17 protein-coding genes are annotated in these 19,261 nt (G+C 72.4%); 12 read left to right on the top strand and 5 right to left on the bottom strand.

The window, feature by feature from the left end:
* Positions 1–8: 8 nt before the first annotated feature.
* The 5 genes from ACXVUM_RS20145 to ACXVUM_RS20125 are packed head-to-tail and all read right to left on the bottom strand — an operon-like array spanning position 9 to position 5,046.
* Positions 9–1,193, bottom strand: a complete 1,185-nt coding sequence (locus ACXVUM_RS20145) for a glycosyltransferase (protein ID WP_458523706.1) — start codon at positions 1,191–1,193, stop codon at positions 9–11.
* 4 nt (positions 1,194–1,197) lie between these two features.
* The gene (locus ACXVUM_RS20140; RefSeq protein ID WP_458523705.1) at positions 1,198–1,935 is read right to left on the bottom strand and encodes an LppM family (lipo)protein; all 738 of its coding nucleotides are present in this window, start codon (positions 1,933–1,935) and stop codon (positions 1,198–1,200) included.
* Positions 1,932–2,783 carry a carotenoid biosynthesis protein gene (locus ACXVUM_RS20135; RefSeq protein ID WP_458523704.1) on the bottom strand — a complete coding sequence of 284 codons (852 nt, stop codon included), beginning with the start codon at positions 2,781–2,783 and terminating at the stop codon, positions 1,932–1,934. Before ACXVUM_RS20135 ends, ACXVUM_RS20140 begins: the two co-directional genes overlap by 4 nt.
* A complete protein-coding gene (locus ACXVUM_RS20130; RefSeq protein ID WP_458523703.1) occupies positions 2,780–4,429 on the bottom strand; it encodes a phytoene desaturase family protein in 1,650 nt (549 codons plus the stop codon). The genes ACXVUM_RS20135 and ACXVUM_RS20130 overlap by 4 nt, the downstream gene beginning before the upstream one ends.
* A gap of 35 nt (positions 4,430–4,464) precedes the next feature.
* Positions 4,465–5,046, bottom strand: coding sequence for a GNAT family N-acetyltransferase (locus tag ACXVUM_RS20125; protein WP_458523702.1), 582 nt, complete (start codon positions 5,044–5,046; stop codon positions 4,465–4,467).
* A gap of 290 nt (positions 5,047–5,336) precedes the next feature.
* Here ACXVUM_RS20125 and ACXVUM_RS20120 point away from each other — a divergent pair, with 290 nt between their 5' ends.
* The 12 genes from ACXVUM_RS20120 to murG all read left to right on the top strand — a co-directional run bounded on the left by ACXVUM_RS20120 (position 5,337) and on the right by murG (position 19,234).
* Positions 5,337–5,789, top strand: a complete 453-nt coding sequence (locus ACXVUM_RS20120; protein WP_458523701.1) for an SAV_6107 family HEPN domain-containing protein — start codon at positions 5,337–5,339, stop codon at positions 5,787–5,789.
* A 163-nt stretch (positions 5,790–5,952) separates the two neighbouring features.
* Positions 5,953–6,363, top strand: coding sequence for a DUF3040 domain-containing protein (locus tag ACXVUM_RS20115; RefSeq protein WP_458523700.1), 411 nt, complete (start codon positions 5,953–5,955; stop codon positions 6,361–6,363).
* Between the two features lie 396 nt (positions 6,364–6,759).
* Entirely contained in the window at positions 6,760–7,191 is a 432-nt protein-coding gene (gene mraZ / locus ACXVUM_RS20110; RefSeq protein ID WP_458523699.1) for a division/cell wall cluster transcriptional repressor MraZ, read from the top strand.
* A gap of 176 nt (positions 7,192–7,367) precedes the next feature.
* Positions 7,368–8,345, top strand: coding sequence for a 16S rRNA (cytosine(1402)-N(4))-methyltransferase RsmH (gene rsmH, locus ACXVUM_RS20105; protein WP_458523698.1), 978 nt, complete (start codon positions 7,368–7,370; stop codon positions 8,343–8,345).
* 76 nt (positions 8,346–8,421) lie between these two features.
* A complete protein-coding gene (locus tag ACXVUM_RS20100) occupies positions 8,422–9,342 on the top strand; it encodes a hypothetical protein (protein WP_458523697.1) in 921 nt (306 codons plus the stop codon).
* 110 nt (positions 9,343–9,452) lie between these two features.
* The gene (locus ACXVUM_RS20095) at positions 9,453–11,399 is read left to right on the top strand and encodes a peptidoglycan D,D-transpeptidase FtsI family protein (protein ID WP_458523696.1); all 1,947 of its coding nucleotides are present in this window, start codon (positions 9,453–9,455) and stop codon (positions 11,397–11,399) included.
* Between the two features lie 279 nt (positions 11,400–11,678).
* The gene (locus tag ACXVUM_RS20090) at positions 11,679–13,292 is read left to right on the top strand and encodes a UDP-N-acetylmuramoyl-L-alanyl-D-glutamate--2,6-diaminopimelate ligase (RefSeq protein WP_458523792.1); all 1,614 of its coding nucleotides are present in this window, start codon (positions 11,679–11,681) and stop codon (positions 13,290–13,292) included.
* A complete protein-coding gene (locus ACXVUM_RS20085) occupies positions 13,289–13,792 on the top strand; it encodes a UDP-N-acetylmuramoyl-tripeptide--D-alanyl-D-alanine ligase (protein ID WP_458523695.1) in 504 nt (167 codons plus the stop codon). Before ACXVUM_RS20090 ends, ACXVUM_RS20085 begins: the two co-directional genes overlap by 4 nt.
* 61 nt (positions 13,793–13,853) lie before the next feature.
* Positions 13,854–14,951 carry a phospho-N-acetylmuramoyl-pentapeptide-transferase gene (mraY, locus tag ACXVUM_RS20080; protein ID WP_458523694.1) on the top strand — a complete coding sequence of 366 codons (1,098 nt, stop codon included), beginning with the start codon at positions 13,854–13,856 and terminating at the stop codon, positions 14,949–14,951.
* A gap of 1 nt (position 14,952) precedes the next feature.
* Positions 14,953–16,521, top strand: coding sequence for a UDP-N-acetylmuramoyl-L-alanine--D-glutamate ligase (gene murD / locus ACXVUM_RS20075; protein ID WP_458523693.1), 1,569 nt, complete (start codon positions 14,953–14,955; stop codon positions 16,519–16,521).
* On the top strand, positions 16,518–18,113 hold the full coding sequence (ftsW, locus tag ACXVUM_RS20070) for a putative lipid II flippase FtsW (RefSeq protein ID WP_458523692.1): 1,596 nt from the start codon (positions 16,518–16,520) through the stop codon (positions 18,111–18,113). The genes murD and ftsW overlap by 4 nt, the downstream gene beginning before the upstream one ends.
* Positions 18,110–19,234 carry an undecaprenyldiphospho-muramoylpentapeptide beta-N-acetylglucosaminyltransferase gene (gene murG / locus ACXVUM_RS20065; RefSeq protein WP_458523691.1) on the top strand — a complete coding sequence of 375 codons (1,125 nt, stop codon included), beginning with the start codon at positions 18,110–18,112 and terminating at the stop codon, positions 19,232–19,234. Before ftsW ends, murG begins: the two co-directional genes overlap by 4 nt.
* Positions 19,235–19,261: the final 27 nt, after the last annotated feature.

The following is a 19,261-nucleotide window of genomic DNA, read 5'->3' as shown; positions in this document are numbered from 1 at the left end:
CGGTCGCCTCAGGTGCGTAGTCGGCGCCCCTTCCACCGCAGACCGTCGGCGCGCGTCCGTCGCACCGACTCCACGACCAGTCCGGTCGCGACGAGCACCGCCGGGCCGTGGGCCGCAGCGGACACCACGTCCGACCGCGTGAGGCGTGGACACTCCGCCGAGCGGACGAGCACCCGGGTCGACACGGTCGCGGCGTACAGACACCACGCGCGGACGCTGCGCGGCGACCGGATCACCGCCCATGTCGGTGCCGCCTGAGCCACGCCGGTGCCGACGACCCCCGCGAGTCCGGCAGGACGGCCGAACTCCGTTCCCAGCCACCGCAGATACCCCGCCGCCAGCGATCGGCCGTCGGTGTACATCCGGCACGTCACCTGATCGCGGCCATAGCGGATGACGGTGGCCAGACCCGCGTCGCGGACCGCACGCGCGAGGGCGAGGTCGTCGGCGGGCGAGCCGGCCACACACCGGTGACCTCCCACACGCCGGTGCACATCCGTCGGCATCAGGAGGAACTGTCCGTTGGCGAGGGCCGTCGCCGCGGACGGCCGGCGTTCGCTGAGTCGGATCGGGACCGTGGTCGACCACGACCAGCACGGCAACGGTTGCAGCAGGGTCTCCGTGGGCGATCCGGTGTCCTGACGCGGCCACAGGCTCAGCAGGCCGACCTGCCGTCCGGCGGGACGACGACGGTCCTCGTCCCGCAGCAGCGCGACCGCCGATGCGACGGCGTCCGGGCGCAGGCGGACGTCGGCGTCGACGAGGCACAGCCAGCCGGGTGCCGGTGGACGGGTGAGTCGCCCCCGCGTCATGCGTTCGATCGCCCATGCCTTGCCCGTCCAGCCCGGCGGGGGATCCCCCACGCCGTCGAGCACCTCGACGCGGGGGTCGTCACCCGCCGCGGCGCGGGCGAGCGGTCCTGTCCCGTCACGGGAGGCGTCGTCGAGGACGATCACCCGCAGCTCCCGTAGGCCGCGTTGCGCGCGCAGGTCGGCGACGACGTCGGCGATGTGGTCGGCCTCGTCGCGGGCGGGAACGCAGACGGTCACGGGCTCGTCCACCGGCCGACGGTCGGTGGCGGGTGCCGACAGCCCGCCGACGGTGGTGCGGTTGACCGCCGCGACGACGAGCTGCGCCAGCACGGGGCCGACGACCCAGGCGGGCGGTCCGGACCGGTCCGGCGACACTCGCACCGCTTCAGGAGTCGCGCGGCGGCGAGGTCACGCGGGGGGTGGTGTCCCGCGCGAGGTAGGCGACACCGCCGACGATGAGGACGACCGCGATCGTGATGCCGACGAGAAGCCACGTCCAGTCGTCGAATGCCGCCGTGCCCGGGTCCGGGTAGTCCGCCTCGGCGGACAGGTTGCCGGTGGTGCCGGGCTGCGGAGTCCACCGGACGGTGTCGTCGGCGATCTGCCGGCCGTTCGTCGCCGAGATCGACCCGGCGAAGCGCACGGTCAGCACGATGAGGTCGCGCCCCTCCGTCAGCGGTGTGAGGTCCGCCGAGGCGCGCAGCCGGACGACGTCACCGCTGCGCTTGGTCGTGAGCTGCATGCTCACCGACGAGTTGGGGTACGCCTCGAGCAACAGGTCGCCGAGTTGGTTGAACTGCCCGACGGGCAGGGCGCTGTAGGTGATGCGGGTTCCGCGGAAGCCGTCGGAGTCGTAGTCCTGCGCCACGACGTTGCCCGCCATCGACTGCGGCACCTCGATGCGCGGCACCCCGGACGAGGCGCCGGTCGCGCCGTTGGCGTCGCCCGACGACTTCTGCGCGACGACCAGATCGCCCCAGAGCCGGTCGCCGACGTAGGAGGAGCGGTCCATGCACGACGTGAGCGACCAGCAGGCACCCAGCAGGACGAGCGTCGCGATCAGGGCGCGGGCCAAGCGGGACCGGGCGTGGCGGACCGGACGTGGGTTCGGCGAGGACGTCACGCGGACATCGTGCCAGCCCGCGCCGCGTGTCGTCGCGGACGCGCCGCGACGACGACGGCGGGGAGCGCGAGCAGCCCCATCACGACGACCCCGTAGACGAGGCCGGGACGCAGATTCCCGTCGTGCAGCAGGAACGACTGCGCGACCGCCGAGCCGATCCACGTCCACAGCACCCAGATCAGTGGCACCACGGGCACCGAGCGGCCGACGTCGAGCGCGGGAGGTGTCCTGTCCCGACGGCACAGCTCGATGACCGTCATGGCGACGACACCGACGAGGGCCCAGCCGGCGAAGTTGGTCAACGGGATCTGCCGCATGCCGGGCAGCCCTGCGTCCGTGCTGTTCCACGCCCACAGCCCGTCGGCCACCATCTGCGGGTCCAGATACAGGTCCCAGCCGACGAGACCGACGGTCGCCAGCGCGACACGGGGCACGGCGCCGTCCGGGACGACGAGCGACGCGACGCGCCACACCGCCCACACCCCGATCAGCCACGCCGCGCTGATCCACAGGGGCACCCCGGCGACATGGGGCCACAGGCGGTCGTCGGCGTAGGCGTAGGAGCCGAACGGGAAGCCGGTGTGCGTCCCCGACCACTCCGCGGCGAAGGCGAGCACGGGGACACCGATCACCACGACGCCGCCGCGTCGTGGGCCGAGTGTGACGACGGCGTCGATCGCCATCGCCACGACGGCCGCCGCGAGCACGACGACGGTCACGGTGTCCCGCGTCCCGGGACCGGCCAGCGGGTAGGCGATCTGGGCGGCGATGGACACCCCGACGGCCAGCAGGGCGACGGTGGGCAGGGCGCCCCGGGACCGGATGGTCGGGGCGTCGGTGCGGGTCATCGACGTCCGCCGGTGCCGAGCACGCCGGGCAACGCGTCCGTGAGCACCGACCGCATCCGATCGAGGGTGCCCGTGCGCGACGACAGCACCGCCTGCGCGGCGATCGAACCCGACATGCCCGACACCCCGCCGCCCGGGTGGGTGGAGGCGCCGGCCAGGAAGAGTCCGTCGGCGCCGGGCACGGTGTGGCCCCCGAGGTCGGGGTGGGGCCGGAAGGCGAACATCTGGTCCGCCGACATGTCGACGTGCATGACGTTGCCGCCCACGAGACCGAGCTCGGACTCGAGCCGGTCGGGGGTCTGGGCGTACACGTGCTCGATGCTGTCGGCGAACCCCGGTGCCCACGATTCCATCTCGGCGACCACCGCGTCGGTGGCCTGCCGGCGCACCGAGTCCCAGGATCGTCCGCCGGAGAGTCGGTAGGGGTGCCACTGCGTCCACAGCGTGAGCATGTGCCGCCCCGGTGGTGCCAGCGTGGGGTCGATCGCCGAGAACCCCATCGGCAGCACCACGGGTCGCCGCGGGAGATCGCCGGCCCGTGCGTCACCGTGGGCGCGCGCGAGATGGCCGCGGTCGGTGACGAGGAGTCCCAGCCCGGAGTGCACGCCGTGCTCGGGGAGTCCGGCCGGAAGGTTCGCATACCTCGGCAACGCCGTGGTGCCGACGCGGATCGCGCTGCCCACACCGGGTCCCACGTCGATCCGCGACCGCCAGCGATCCAGGATCGCGCCGTTGTGTCCACCCTCGCGCAGCATCTCGAGTGTCGTGATGACGTGGCAGGCCGCGATCACCTGACGCGCGCTGTGCTCGACGCCGGCGGCCGTGCGGACGCGCCACCGGTCGCCGACGGGGCGGATCTCGACGGCGGCGTCACCGAGATGCACACTGCCGCCGTCGGATTCGAGCGACGAGATCAGCGCTGTGGTCAGGGCTCCGCTGCCACCGATCGCTCGACCGGGTGGGCCCGTGTGCATCAACGCCGCGATGCCGACCATCGGCGCCGTCCCGGGCTCGCTCATCGGCGGACCGGACTGCGCGCCGAACCATGCGAGGGCCGCCTTGAGCCGCTCGGAGTCGAACCAGCTGTCGAGCAGGGCGTCGCCCGACCGCAGGAACTCCTGTGCGAGCTCGGGTCCCGCGCTCCGTCCGGACCGGCCGTCGCGGGTGGGCATGCCCCAGAACGCCCGGACGAACGCCGCCGGGGCGGGCCGCGCGCCGAACATCCGCATGACCGCAGCCGACCGGGGCCCCCAGATCCCGACGAAGTCGCGGTAGGCCTGCGCGTCCCGCGTGCCACAGGACGCCTCGATGGAGGCGCAGGTGGCGTCGAGGTCGACCCGGAACACGATCGCGGGGGAGTCGCCGACCGCGGGCGCGAACGCCCAGGGGTCACAGTCGACGTAGCGCAGGCCGTGCCGCGCGAGGTCGAGACGCTCGACGATGCCCGTGTGCCGGATCATGATGTGCGCACTCGAGCCCCGGTCGACGCGGTAGCCCGGGAACCGCTCGACGGTGGACACCGCCCCGCCGGGGACCGTGTCGCGCTCCACCACGGCGACGTCGAGGCCGGAGCGTGCGAGCAGGGCCGCCGCGACCAGACCGTTGTGTCCTGCGCCGACCACGACGACGTCGTGCGAGCTGTGCATCACCCCATGGTGCCCGGTCTGCCGGGATGCGGGTCTCAGCGACCGGTGCGCAGGGGCAGCCGACGGCCGAGGACGGCGAACGGCCGCGGGTCGCCGGTGAAGCTGAAGTGCCGCAGGAGGTCGTCGAACCCCAGACGCCGATAGAGCCGCCACGCGCGGTTGTCGTCGCGGGGCACCTCGGGGGTCGAGAGCAGGACGCTGCTCTCGAGACGGTCGCGGAGCAGCCGGACGAGGACGCGCTCACCGAGTCCCGAGCCCTGGTGCCCGGGGTGGACGTGCAGTTCGGTCAGCTCGAAGTAGTCGCGGGTGATCTCGGTGATCTGGGGTGCGGTGAACCCGGCGTGCCGGAGGCCGGCGCAGAGCTGTTGGTTCCACCACTGGTCGGGGGCGCCGCGGTACCCGTATCCGATCGCCACGAGCTGCTGCGACCCGTCGGGTCCTGTCTCCACCGCGCCGACGGCCTGCCACCCGCTGCGCCGGGTGTGGTCGGACCACAGCGGTGCGCGATGGGTCTGGGTGCCGCGCGGGTACCCCATCGCGGCGACGTAGATGTCCAGCGCAGGCGGCAGCCAGGTGTCCATGTCGGCGACGGTCAGGTCGACGAGTCGCACGGGCACGGGTGTGGCGCCTCCTCTTGAGCACTGCGCGGCGGGTGGTTATATTGAATAGGTCGAACGGGTGTTCGAGTGCTCAACCTCCGCGACGAGTCATTTCGTACCCGACGACGTGCGGTCGGCTCGGCGGTGGACGAGGGAAGCGTCTGCCGCCGGGTCGATCCCCGGCGGTCACGGATTGTCGGTGGTGGCAGGTATCACCGTCTCTGCGAGGTCGGCACGGAACGCGCCGCGACGTCGCGGTGTTGTACCTGACACGAGACACGGCCGAGACCACCGGAGAGGGGAGAGCGATGACGACACGACGGTCGACACCCGATCCGAGGGCGTTGATGCGCGCACGCGATCTCCTGGTCCGCGCCGACACCATGGCCGTGCACGCCACCGACGTCGACGACACCGCCGAGCAACTGCGGGGCCTGTACCTCGCCGCCCTCCGCGCGGCCGGCGCGGCGCTGGCCGTCGGCGAGGGGTCGACGCGTCGCCGGGGGTCGTCCAGCGCCTGGGCGAGGCTGCCCGGCAGCGTCCCGGCGTTCACGCGATGGGCCACGTACTTCGCCGGCCTGTCCCGTCTCCGTGCCGACATCGAGCTCGGCGTCGTGCACGAGGTGCCCGCCGAGACGGTCACGACGACGCGTCGCGCCGTCGTCGATTTCCTCGCCGACGTCGAGGCACTCGTCGACGCCTGCGCGCGCGGCGATGTCGCGCCACAGCGGTGGTCGTCGCCGGACATGCGGACGGCGTGAGGTGTCTCGCCGTGTCCAGCGAGTAATGGTGGTCGCATCGCCGAACACCTCGTAGTATTGGCTCACTGGCCCGGGACGCGGGCCCGAGCCGCTCGGACACGCCACACGGGCGAGACGACTCGCAACGATTCCGGTCACCGGACGAGTGCTGTTAGGAGGGGCGGTGCCACTCTCGGAGCATGAGCAGCGGATGCTCGAACAGATCGAGAACGCGTTGTACGCCGAGGACCCGAAGTTCGCGTCGAACGTGCGTCGTCGTCGGTTCGGTGGGTCCGCGGCACGTCGTCGCCTCCAGGCGGCCGTGGTCTTCGTCATCGGTCTCGCGCTTCTCATCGGCGGTGTCGTCGTCGACGTGACCGTCGGCGGGTTCCCGATCCTCAGCCTCGTCGGATTCCTCGTCATGTTCGGCGCCGGCCTCCTCGCGCTCTGGGGTGCGGGTTCGTCGTCGTCGCAGTCGGAGGACTCGTCGTCCGGCTCCTCGGGCGGTACGGCCCGCCGTGGCCGCACCAAGTCGTCGCGGTCGTTCAGCGAGCGCATGGAAGAGCGGTTCAACCGCAGGTTCGACCAGGAGTGACCATCGCGCCTCGTCGGGGCTGATCCCGGCGAGCTCGCACAGGCCGCGTACCCATCCGGGTGCGCGGCCTTTTTCGTGACCCCACGTGGTCCGGTCACGCCGGTTCTGAGGCGGGTCCCCCGAATCCCCACTTTCTCCCACGTGCGCCCCCATCGGCCCTGTCGTGGGCGGGACGTTCTGCGCGACCTGGGCGTTTCGTCGCCCTCGGCCCGCCGCGCGGTCCGAGGTCCGCGATAGTGCCCCACCGGAACAACTGCAGTTCAGAGCATATTTTAAGCCGGTGTGTCGACTCGATGCGAAAGATTTTGGTGGCAAGTGGGGGAAAGTGGGGTAGAGTGGCTCGCGGAGGCAGGGAGTGCCGGACCCCCTCCTCCACCGGCGGGAGGTGTCGCGAACGTGTTCGTCGGCACCCACACGCACAAGTTGGACGAGAAGGGGCGGCTCACGTTGCCCGCGAAGTTCCGCGATCAACTGGCGGGAGGGATGTTGGTGACACGCGGTCAGGACCGGTGCCTCACGATCTACTCGCCGGAGAAGTTCGAGGAGATCGCGCTGCGTGCCGCAGCGGCGTCCAAGGTCGACGAGAAGGCGCGCATGTTCCAGCGCACCCTCATGTCGAGCACGGAGGAGATGGCCCCCGACGCTCAGGGGCGCATCACCCTCTCGGCAGAGCACCGGCGTTACGCCGGCCTGTCGAAGGTCTGCACGGTGATCGGCAACTTCGACAACGTGGAGGTCTGGGACGCCGAGGCCTGGGAGACCTACCAGGCGCAGCACGAGGAGAGCTACTCGCGCGGCGACAACCCGGCACTGGGATCGATCCTGTGACCACGGTCCCGCCACCGGAGACGACGGCGGGACGCACCGCGACCGCGAGCGGCGAGGCCAGGCCTTCGCCCGATCCGACCCTGACGCACTTCCCCAGCGCCAGGTGCGGACTCGGGCGGGGACCCGGCCTCACCGCCCCGGTCACGACCGGCCGCCGTCGCGAAAGGGTGTCGCGGATGTCCACCACCGGCGACCACGGGCACGTTCCCGTCATGGCCGAGCGCATGCTCGACCTCGTCACCCCGGCACTCACACGCGTCGACCCGGACGGGTCGGACTCCGTGTTCGTCGACGCGACGCTCGGTGCCGGCGGGCACTCCGAGCTGATCCTGCGGACCTTCCCCGCGGCACGGGTTGTCGCCCTCGACCGTGACAGCGCGGCGATCGCCGGAGCGCGGGAGCGCCTGGCGCCCTTCGCCGATCGCATCACCGTCGCCCACAGCCGCTACGACGCGATCGACGAGGTCCTCGCCGACGCCGGGATCGCGGCGGTCGATGCGGCCCTCTACGACCTCGGCGTCTCCTCGATGCAGCTCGACCAGGCCGACCGGGGGTTCGCGTACGCGGTCGACGCCCCGCTCGACATGCGGATGGACACCTCACGCGGCCTCACCGCCGCCGACGTGCTGAACACCTACGAGCACGGTGATCTGGCCCGTGTCCTCTCGACCTACGGCGAGGAGCGCTTCGCCGGCAAGATCGCGTCGGCGGTGCTGCGCGAGCGGGCCGTCGAACCCTTCACCACCAGTGGCCGGCTCGTGGAACTGCTGTACCGCGTCATCCCGGCGGCCACCCGCCGGACCGGCGGACACCCCGCCAAGCGCACCTTCCAGGCGCTGCGGATCGAGGTCAACGGCGAGCTCGACTCGCTGCGGGCCGCGATACCGCGTGCCCTCGACGCGCTCGCCGTCGGCGGGCGCCTCGTGGTGATGAGCTACCAGTCCCTCGAGGACCGGATCGTCAAACAGGAGTTCACCCGGCGCACGACGTCGTCGACCCCACCGGGTCTCCCGTTCGACCTGCCGGGCACCGCACCCACGTTCACGGCCGTCACCCGCGGCGCCGAACGCGCGAGCGACGAGGAACTCGAGCGCAATCCCCGATCGGCACCGGTGCGCCTGCGCGCCGTGGAACGAACATCCCTGCGCCCGTGACCGTCTCCGCTGCCGCGGGGCACCCCCGAGCCATGTCCTTTCTCACGACCGCACGCACCACGAGGGAGACCCGCCGATGACCGGTGACGACCACGACGACGGCCTGCTGCGCGACCCCGCGGGTGCGACGACCGTCCTCGACGACAGCGACGGCGACACCGACCGGGACGCCGGACCACGCGCCGCCCGTCGTGACCGCGGCGGCGCGTCGACCCGGACCCGCGGTACCCGGTCCCCGGCAGCACAGCGCGCCCTCGACCGACGGCGCCGTCGGACCGTGCAGCGCTCGACCGCCACACTCGTCGGACGCCCACAGCGCTCCGGTGGACTGGCACGGTTGCTCGCCTCGCCCGCAGACGCCCTGCGCCGCATGCCCTTCGCCGTCCTCGTCATCGGCATCCTCGCCGTCGGTCTGGCGTTGACACTCTGGTTGTCGACGACCGCGGCCGAGGACTCCTACGGTCTGTCCGACGCCCGGCAGCAGAACGCGGCCGGTGCCGCGCAGCTCGACGCCTTGAAGAAGTCGTGGGAGTCGTTCAACGCCGCACCGCAACTGGCGAAGAAGGCCGGCGAGCTCGGCATGATCCCGGCGAAGGACGTCGCCCGGATGGTCGTGGGACCCGACGGGAAGATCCGGATCGTGGGCGAGCCCGAGGCCGCCGCCGGTGCACCCGCCCCGGCGCTGAACGACGGCGCCCAGCGGACCGTTGCGCCGCAACCGGGTTCGTCGACCGACGGCAACACCGCCCAGGCGCCCGCGCCTGCGGACACGCCCGGTGCGGGTGATCCGGTCGTCGCACCGGCGCCGAATGTCCTGCCCGGCAGCAGCGCTCCCGCCGCCGCGCCGCAGGGCACCTCCACCACACCGGATTCCACAGCGCCCGCCGCGACCGCACCGGCGAACCCGGCACCCGCCACGCAGGCGCCCCCGGGTACGCAGGCAGGTCAGTCGACCGCCGGCACGTCCGGCTCGACGGATTCCTCCGTTCCGCGATGACGGATCGGCGCCACGCCGGGCGGGCTGCCGGACGGAGCCCGTTCCGGAGAGCAGACTCGGCCCATGCACCGGATCCCGACCGCTCCGCCCGTCGCGGCCGCACCGGCGACATGAGCACCACCCGGACCCGCCGCCCGCCCTCCGGTGCCCGCAAGGCCACCTCGGGTGCGCGCAACCGCGCCGACGCGCCGCCCCGCGCCGGACGTCCGCACTCGGGATCCATTCGCGGTGACGGTCGTGTCAGCGCCGGCGCACGCGCCCGCGCGAAGGTCCCGCAGTTCGTCACCCGCACCCGTCTCGGTGCGCTGGTGCTCGGCCTCGCCGTCGTGCTGGTGGCGGGGAAGCTGGTGTCACTGCAGGTGTTCGAGTCGTCCTCGCTGTCGGCCCAGGCGGCCGACCAACGCACCGTCACCGAGGTGCTGCCCGCGCAGCGCGGCCCGATCGTCGATCGCAACGGCAAGCCGCTGGCCTACACCGAGGAGGCGCGTGCGCTCACGTTCCAACCGGTGAAGGAGCGCGCCGCGATGGACGCCGCGCACGCGAAGGACTCCTCGGTCCCCGACGCGTCGACACGGATCCGGCAGATCGCCGACGGCGTCTACACCGCGCTGGGCGGTGCGGTCTCGCGGGAGTCGCTGCTGTCGGAACTGACGAGCAACTCGTCGTTCGTCTACCTCGCCCGATCGGTGGGCATGGAGGTCGCCGGGAAGATCACCGACGAGTTCCCGGAGGTCGGCGCCGAGCGCCAGGACATCCGTCTGTACCCCGGGGGGTCGTTGGCGGCCAACATCGTCGGCGACGTCGACTTCGACGGCAACGGGCTCATCGGCCTCGAGTCGTCCATGGACTCCGTCCTGCACGGCACCGACGGGTCGAAGACCTACGACCGCGGCAGTGACGGTGCGGTGATCCCCGGCAGCACGCGCAACGTCCACCCGGCCGTCAACGGCAAGCGCGTCCAGCTCACCATCGACTCCGACGTGCAGTGGTTCGTGCAGGCCCAGGTGCAGAAGGCCAAGGAGATGTCCGGGGCGAAGAACGCCTCGGCCGTCGTCCTCGACGCCCACACCGGGCAGGTCCTCGCGATGGCCAACGACGGCACCTTCGACGCGTCGAAGCCGTTGGGGCAGCAGCAGAACGCGCAGCTCGGCAACCTCCCGGTGACGTCTCCGTTCGAGCCCGGGTCGGTCAACAAGATCGTCACGGCGTCGGCCGCCATCCAGTACGGCCTCACCACGCCGACCCAGGTGCACGAGGTGCCCGGCAGCATCCAGATGGCCGGCGTCACCGTGCACGACGCCTGGTCGCACGGTCTGGCTCCGTACACCACCACCGGCATCTTCGGGAAGTCGTCGAACGTCGGCACGCTGATGCTGGCGCAGAAGGTCGGCGAGGACCGGCTGGCGGCGATGCTGCAGCGCTTCGGACTCGGTCAGCGCACCCAGGTCGGACTGCCCGGCGAGAGCGCAGGCGACGTCCCCGCCCGCAGTCAGTGGTCGGGCGGCACGTTCGCGAACCTGCCCATCGGACAGGGCCTCTCGATGACGCTGCTGCAGATGACGAGCATGTACCAGGCGATCGCCAACGACGGTCTGCGCATCCCGCCGCGGATCGTCGAGTCGACGGGCTCCGGTGGGCCGACGCCGCCTCCGCCCGGTGTTCGTGTGGTCAGTCCGCAGACGGCCGAGACGGTGCGGGACATGTTCCGCGCCATCGTCCAGTCCGATCCGACCGGCGAGCAGCAGGGGACCGGGTCCAAGGGAGCCATCCCCGGCTACCAGGTGAGCGCGAAGACGGGTACCGCCCAGCAGGTCGACCCGAACTGCGGCTGCTACTCCAACTCCAGCTACAACATCACCTTCGCCGGGATCACCCCGGCCGACGACCCGAAGTTCGTGGTCGGCATCATGCTCGACGACCCGTCACGGAGCAGCGACGGGAGCGGCGGCGAGTCCGCGGCGCCGCTGTTCGAGACGATCGCGTCGTGGATGCTGCAGCGCGAGCACATCCGGATGTCGCCGCAGCCCGCCCCGAAGATGATCCTGCAGGCGACCTGAGTCCCACCGGTGGTCGGCCCGCGTAGGCTGACGTGCTCGGAGGCGGCCGCAGACGCGGCCGGGTGTCGATGTGGGTGCGACAGGAGTGGTGATCAGGTGAGCAACCCGACGCCGCGGTCCGTGCTCCGCCCGCGGTCGGTGACCCCGTGCGCCGTCGACGTCATCGCCGAGGCGGCGTCGGCGCGTCTCGACCTCCTGGGCGGGGCGAGCACGTCGACCACGGTCACCGGTGCCACCCTGCGCGCGCAGGACGTCGTCGCCGGCGACCTCTTCGCCGCTCTGCCGGGTGCCCGCGCACACGGCGCACAGTTCGCCGTCGACGTCATCGTCGAGGCGGCGTCGGCGCGTCTCGACCTCCGGGGCGGGGCGAGCACGTCGACCACGGTCGCCGGTGCCACCCTGCGCGCGCAGGACGTCGTCGCCGGCGACCTCTTCGCCGCTCTGCCGGGCGCCCGCGCACACGGCGCACAGTTCGCCGTCGACGCGATCGACGCCGGCGCGACCGCCGTCCTCACCGACGCCGCCGGGGAGTCCCTGCTGGCGTCGACGGTCCCCCCGGGCACGACCGTCGCCGTCCTGGTGCACCCGGACCCGCGCAGCGTGCTCGGCGCGGTCAGCGCCCGTGTCTACGGCGACCCGTCGCGACGGCTGCGTCTCATCGGCGTCACCGGGACCTCCGGCAAGACCACGTCGAGCTACATGCTCGAGGCGGCGCTCATGGCCGCCGGTCACACCGTCGGACTGATCGGGACCGTCGAGACGCGCATCGCCGGTGTGCGCCAGCCCAGTTCGCTCACCACCCCCGAGGCGCCCGCGCTGCAGGCGATGCTGGCCGCCATGGTGGAGGAGGGCGTGGACACGGTGGTGATGGAGGTCTCCAGCCACGCACTGGCACTCGGTCGGGTGCGGGGTGCGCACTTCGCGATCGGGGCGTTCACGAACCTCTCGCAGGACCACCTCGACTTCCACCCGACGATGCTCGACTACTTCGAGGCGAAGTCACGGCTGTTCGTGCCCGTGCCGTCCGAGCACGGCACCCCCGGCGCGTCGGAACCCGCTGCGCGGGCGATCATCTGCGTCGACGACGAGTGGGGCGAACGCCTGGCCTCGTTGGTCGGGCACGGAGCGGTGACGACCTCCACCCGCCACAGCGACGCCGACTGGTTCGCCGGACCGTCTCGGCTGCGCGAGGACGGGTCGCAGACGGTCACGGTGCGCACCCCGATGGGGTCGACGCATCCGGTGCGGGTACCGCTGCCCGGTCGCTACAACGTGGCCAACGCGGTCATCGCGCTGGCGGTCGCCGACGCGGCCGGCGTCGCCGTGGACGACGCCGCCCGCGGCGTCAGCGAGGTGCGGGTGCCCGGCCGCGTCGAACTCGTCGAACGCGGCCAGGACTTCCTCGCCGTCGTCGACTACGCCCACAAGCCCGCCGCGCTCGACGCGGTGATCGCGACGCTGCGCGGTCAGACGCAGGGCCGCCTCGCCGTCGTCGTCGGCGCGGGCGGCAACCGCGACGTCGGGAAGAGACCCCTCATGGGCGCGGCGGCGGCACGGGGCGCCCACCTCGTGGTGGTGACCGACGACAACCCGCGCGACGAGGACCCCGCACTGATCCGGGCCGCGGTGCGCGCCGGGGCCCAGGGGGTCGACGCCGACGCACGGCCGATCGGGGCGCAGGGCGTGGTCGAGATCGGTGACCGCGCCGCCGCCATCGCCCACGCGATCGACTGGGCGCAATCCGGTGACGTGGTGCTCGTCGCGGGCAAGGGGCACGAGACGGGCCAGGAGGTGGCCGGGGTGAAGACGCCGTTCGACGACCGGACGGTCGTCGCCCACGCGATCGACGCGCGGCTCGCCCGGACGGACACGCCGACGGGGGAGGACGCATGACCCCCATGGACACCGCCGTCTGGGTGATCGACCGGACCGGCGCGCCCGCAGGACCCGACGACGTCGCCGACGCTCTCGCAGACCTCGTCCGCACCGCCCGTGGACGCGAGCTCGCCGACGGCCCGGCGCGGACCTGGGCCGTGCTGGGCGACCTCGACGTCGGCGCGCAGGGCCCCGACGGCATCGATCCCGACGACCCGGCCGGCACCGGCCGCGCCGTCGCCCACGACCGGATCGGCCGTCGGGCCGTGCGCCTCGCCGTCGACACGACCGTGTCGGTGGGCGGGTCGCGCTGGGTGCGCGCGCTGCACCAGGGTGCGGTGATGGAGGGGTCCTGGGGCGACGAGGCTCGGCTCGTCGCCGACGCCGACGCCGCGTGGGCGACCCTCGACGCCGAACTCGCCGCCGGGGACGTGATCCTCCTCGCCGGTGGTGGGGGCGAGTTGTCCCGATTGGCGCGGACATTGTTGGATGACCAACGGTGCACGGCCCTGCCGTGACACCGCCCGGTGGGTTCCGCCCGTACCCGCGGGCCGGATGTGGACGATGGGGACGACTCAGGTGACGCAGATCTTGGTGGCCGGTGCGGTCGCGCTCGCGGTGTCGATCCTGTTGACCCCGGTGCTGATCAAGGTCTTCTCCCGTCAGGGGTTCGGTCAGGAGATCCGGGTCGAGGGCCCGCAGAGCCACCAGACCAAGCGCGGTACGCCGTCGATGGGCGGTGTCGCGATCATCGCGGCGCTGTGGGCGGGTTACTGGGCGTCGCACCTCACCGGCCTCATCAACGGCGGGCAGGGTCCGAGTGCGTCGGGCATGCTGGTCCTCGCGCTGGCCACGGTCCTGGGCGGTGTCGGGTTCCTCGACGACTTCATCAAGATCCGCAAGCAGCGCAACCTCGGGCTGAACAAGACCGCGAAGTCGGTCGGGCAGCTGATCGCGGCGCTGCTCTTCGGCGTGCTCGCACTGCAGTTCCGCAACGGCAACGGTGACGCGCCGGCCTCGGTCAAGCTGTCCTACGTCCGCGACATCAACGCGGTGACCCTGGGGTCGGTCGCGTTCGTGATCTTCTGCTGGCTGGTCGTCGCGGCGTGGTCGAACGCCGTCAACTTCACCGACGGGCTCGACGGCCTCGCGGCCGGCTCCATGGCGATGGTGCTCGGGTCCTACGTCCTGGTGACCTTCTGGCAGTACCGCAACGCCTGTTCCGGGGGACCGAAGCTCGGGACCGACGTCAGCTCGGGCTGCTACAACGTCCGCGACCCACTGGACCTCGCGCTCATCGCCGTGGCCGGCGGTGGTGCGTGCCTGGGGTTCCTGTGGTGGAACGCCGCACCGGCCAAGATCTTCATGGGCGACACGGGGTCGCTGGCGCTCGGCGGCATGCTCGCCGGCCTGTCCATCACGACACGCACCGAGCTCCTCGCCGTCGTCCTCGGCGCGCTGTTCGTCGCCGAGATCGTCTCGGTCGTCATGCAGATCGCGTTCTTCCGCACCACCGGTCGGCGGGTGTTCCGGATGGCGCCGTTCCACCACCACTTCGAACTCGGCGGGTGGGCCGAGACCACCGTCATCATCCGCTTCTGGTTGCTCACCGCCATCGCCTGCGCGCTCGGGCTGTCCCTGTTCTACAGCGAGTTCCTGACCACGAACGGTGGATGACATGACGGGCCGCACCGGCGCACAGCCCGTGGGACCCGCACTGCTGCGGGACGTCGCCGCCCTGCGTGTCGTCGTCGCGGGGGCAGGCACCGCCGGGGCGTCGGCCGCACGGTTCCTCGCCGATCGCGGCGCGCAGGTGCTCGTCGCCGACGACCGTCCCGGCGCCGCGCTCGCCGGGCTCGACGTCGTCGCGACCTCGGCGGTCGTGCGCGGCGGACGCCTCGCCGACGCCGACCTGGTCGTGGTGTCACCCGGGTTCCGCCCGGAGGCGGACATCGTCGCGGCCGCGCGGGCCTCGGGTGTGCCGGTGTGGGGAGAGGTCGAACTCGCCTGGCACGTCGACGCCTCGGGCCTGCTCGGACCGCCCCGGACGTGGGTGGTGGTGACCGGCACCAACGGCAAGACGACGACGACCTCGATGGTCGAGGCGATCGTGGAGGCCTCCCCGCGGACGGTCGCCGCGTGCGGCAACATCGGCCTGCCCGTCCTCGACGCCCTGTCGGTGCAGCCGCGCGTCGAGGTGCTCGCCGCGGAGCTGTCGTCGTTCCAGCTGTTCTGGGCACCGTCGGTCGTCCCGACCGCCGGGGTGGTGCTCAACATCGCCGAGGACCACCTGGACTGGCACGGGTCGATGGACGCCTACGTCGCCGCCAAGGCGGGCGCGCTGCGCGGTCCGCTCGCGGTGGTCGGCGGCGACGACCCGGTCGCGGGGTCGATGACGGCCACCGACCCCGCCGCGCGCACCGTGCGCACCCGCCTCGGTGCCCCGGGGGACGGGGAGGTCGGGATCGTCGACGGCCACATCGTCGACCGTGCCTTCGGCCCCGACGGTTCGCCGCGTCCCGTCGTCGCCGTCGACGGACTGCGGCCCCCGGGCCCGCCCGGGCTGGCCGACGCGACCGCGGCCGCCGCGCTGTGTCTGGGCATCGGCATCGACCCGGGGGACGTCGCCGCCGGACTGTCGGGGTTCGTGCCGGGTCGGCATCGGGGTGAGGTCGTCGCCCGATGGGGAGACGTCCTCGCCGTCGACGACTCGAAGGCCACGAACCCGCATGCCGCCCAGGCCTCGATCGCCGCGCGATCCCGCGTCGTGCTCGTCGCCGGTGGTCTGCTCAAGGGTGCGGCCGTCGACGACCTGGTGAAAGCCGTCGCCGATCGCCTGGCGGGGGTCGCGCTGCTCGGAGCGGACCGGGATGTGATCGCGGCAGCGATCGTGCGACACGCCCCTACAATCCCAACAGTCACACTGTTCACAGGGGACGATGGCCGGGTGAACGCCATTCCGGTCGTCTCGGGAGTCGACGCCGCCGCTGCCGACCGTGCCCGGACAGCCGCAGCCGCGGTCTCCCGGCACCCGGTCGAGCAGTTCCACACCCCCGCCGAACAGGTGATGTCGGCAGCGGTCGCCGCCGCGCACGCACTCGTCGCCGGCTCACCGGACGCCGTTGACGCGGTGCTGCTCGCACCCGCGGCGGCCTCCCTCGACATGTTCCCCGGCTACGGCGCCCGCGGTGACGCCTTCGCCGCCGCCGCGATCGCGTGCGGTGCCGTGCCCGAGGCCCGCGCATGACGGCGTCGGCGACGCCGCCGGAGAAGTCGACGTCACGCGCGGCGTCGTGGTGGGACGTCCCCCGCGGCATCGTCGAGCCGATCCTGCGGCGGCCGCTCGCCTCCTTCCACCTCGTCGTCACGCTCGCGGTGATCCTCACCGTGTTCGGTCTGGTGATGGTGCTCTCCGCCTCGTCGGTGGAGGGGTATTCGCGCGACGGCTCCGCGTACGGCCTGTTCACCAACCAGGTCGTGTTCGCGACGCTCGGCGCCGTGCTGTTCTACATCGCGCTGCGGGTGCCGGTCCGGCACATCCGGCGCCTGGCCGCCCCGATGATGATCGTGACGACGGTGATGTTGGCGTTGGTCCTGGTCCCCGGGGTCGGCAACCTCAGCAACGGCGCCCGGCGCTGGTTCCTCGTCGCCGGTTTCTCGGTCCAGCCCTCGGAGCTGGTCAAGCTCGCACTGTGCCTGTGGGGTGCGCACCTGCTGTCGTCGCGTCTGCGGGAGCAGGCGTCGCTCAAGGAACTGATGGTGCCGCTGATCCCGGTCGCCTTCCTGGTCTGCACGCTGATCATCCTCGAGCCGAACCTGTCGACGACCATCACGATCGCGATCATCGTCGGCACCCTGCTCTGGTTCGCGGGTCTGCACATCCGCGTCTTCGTCATGTTCGTCGTCGCGGGCGCAGCCCTGGCCCTCGTGCTGGCGCTCGCCGAGGGGTACCGCTCGCAGCGCGTGCAGAGCTTCCTGGGCAACATCGACGACCCCCAGGGCGCCGGGTACCAGGCGCGCCAGGCGCGATACGCGCTGGCCAACGGCGGCGTCTTCGGTGAGGGACTCGGTCAGAGCCGCGCGAAGTGGAACTATCTGCCGAACGCGCACAACGACTTCATCTTCGCGATCATCGGCGAGGAACTCGGACTGCTCGGCGGCCTCACCGTCATCGCGCTGTTCGTGCTGCTGGCGTTCGTCGGACTGCGGATCGCGCTGCGCGCCGTGGATCCGTTCCTGCGCATGATGACCGCGTCGATCACCGTGCTGATCAGCGTGCAGGCGCTCATCAACATCGGCTACGTCATCGGGCTGCTGCCCGTCACCGGTATCCAGCTGCCGCTGCTGTCGGCGGGTGGTACCTCGACGTTCACCGTGTTGGTGATGATGGGGTTGTTGGCCAACGCCGCCCGTCACGAACCGGAGGCGGTCGCCGCGCTCGCGGCGACCGGAGACGGCCGCTTCGGTCGGTTCCTGCGCCTGCCGCAGCCCGAGACCTACGTCCCGCCGCGCGTCCAGCAGTGGCGGGCGCGCCGCGACGGCATGTCGGGTCCCGCCGCACGGCCCGCCGATCGTCGGATGCCGGCGGGCCGTGGTGCGCCGCGACGCGAGGAACGCGGTGCGCCGCAGCAGGATCCGCACCGGCGGCGTGGTCCCGCAGCATATTTCGGGTTCGCACCCGGACAGGACATGCACCCTCCTCGCCGCGAGCGCTCGCACGGACCGGACCACGAGATGTCCTCGCAGTGGCGGTCGACCCGGGGTGCCCCGGTGCCCCGACCGCGGGTGCGGACAGCGGCGGGCGCGCCCCGTCGGTCCCCGCCGGGGAGCCGGTGGTGACCGCCGGGGCGCCGCTGTCGGTGGTGGTGGCCGGGGGCGGCACCGCCGGCCACATCGAACCCGCCCTCGCCGTCGCCGACGCGGTGCGCCGCCTCGACCCGGAGGCGCGGGTCACCGCGCTCGGCACCGCGCGGGGACTCGAGACCAGCATCGTCGGCGAGCGCGGCTACACCCTCGAACTCATCCCGCCGGTACCGCTGCCGCGCAAGCTCTCCCGTGACCTGATCGCGGTTCCCGGGCGGTTGCGCCGGTCGGTCCGGGCGACACGGCGCGTCCTCGACGCCGTCGAGGCCGACGTCGTGATCGGTTTCGGCGGATACGTCGCGCTCCCCGCGTACATCGCCGCGCGCGAGAAGATCTCGCGGCGGTCGCGCATACCCGTCATCGTGCACGAGGCGAACGCGAGTGCGGGCATCGCCAACCGGGTGGGTGCCAGGCTCGCCGACCGCGTGCTGGCGGCCGTCGACGGATCCGGTCTCGAGGCCGAGGTCGTCGGCATCCCGGTCCGGGGGTCGCTGACCACCCTCGACCGTGCGGCCACACGCGCGCAGGCGCGCCACTACTTCGGGCTCGACCCGGATGCGCCCACGTTGCTGGTCTTCGGCGGTTCGCAAGGGGCGCGGACCATCAACGAGGCGGTGGCGTCGTCGGCGGAGGCGCTGGGTCGGGCGGGGATCGGGGTGCTGCACGCACACGGACCCAAGAACTCGGTCAGCCCGTCGACGCCGGAGGGCGCACCCCCGTACGTCGCCGTCGGCTACCTGAAGCGGATGGATCTCGCCTACGCCGCAGCCGATCTCGTGCTGTGCCGGTCGGGGGCGATGACGGTCGCGGAGATCTCGGCGACCGGGTTGCCGGCGGTCTACGTCCCTCTCCCGCACGGCAACGGCGAGCAGCGACTCAACGCGCTGCCCGTCGTCGAGGCCGGGGGAGGACTGCTGGTCGACGACGGTGACCTCACCGCCGACCGCGTCTCGACCGAGATCGTCGCCCTGCTCACCGATCCGGGCCGCCTCGCCGAGATGTCCCGCGCGGCATCCGGTGTGGGCCACCGCGACGCCGCGGCGGTCGTCGCGCGGGCCGGTCTGGAGGCGGCGCGCGCGCATCGGGGGCGGCGGTGATCGACGACAGCGCGGCGTTGCCCGAGC

It is taken from the genome of Williamsia sp. SKLECPSW1, assembly GCF_054332755.1.
This window is presented reverse-complemented; position numbering and strand designations above follow the sequence as displayed.